This window comes from Peribacillus frigoritolerans, from assembly GCF_030676415.1.
GTDB classification, from domain to species: Bacteria; Bacillota; Bacilli; order Bacillales; family DSM-1321; genus Peribacillus; species Peribacillus frigoritolerans_A.
The window spans coordinates 1-237 of record NZ_JAUUTW010000173.1 but is presented as its reverse complement, the minus strand read 5'-3'; the positions used below and the strand labels follow the sequence as shown (position 1 = coordinate 237).

At 43.9% G+C, this 237-nt stretch carries 1 rRNA gene; it reads right to left on the bottom strand.

Annotated features, from left to right (window positions below):
- Positions 1–60: 60 nt before the first annotated feature.
- Positions 61–237 (bottom strand): 23S ribosomal RNA (locus Q8G36_RS28935); the annotation flags it as partial.

Genomic DNA, 237 nt, shown 5'->3' with positions numbered 1-237 from the left:
AAAGGAACGTTGTTCCTTCAAAACTAGATAATAAGAAGGTATTTCATTTTTTAAAAAGCGTTGGTTAAGTCCTCGATCTATTAGTATCAGTCAGCTCCACATGTCGCCACGCTTCCACCTCTGACCTATCAACCTGATCATCTTTCAGGGATCTTACTAGCTTGCGCCATGGGAAATCTCATCTTGAGGGGGGCTTCATGCTTAGATGCTTTCAGCACTTATCCCGTCCGCACGTAG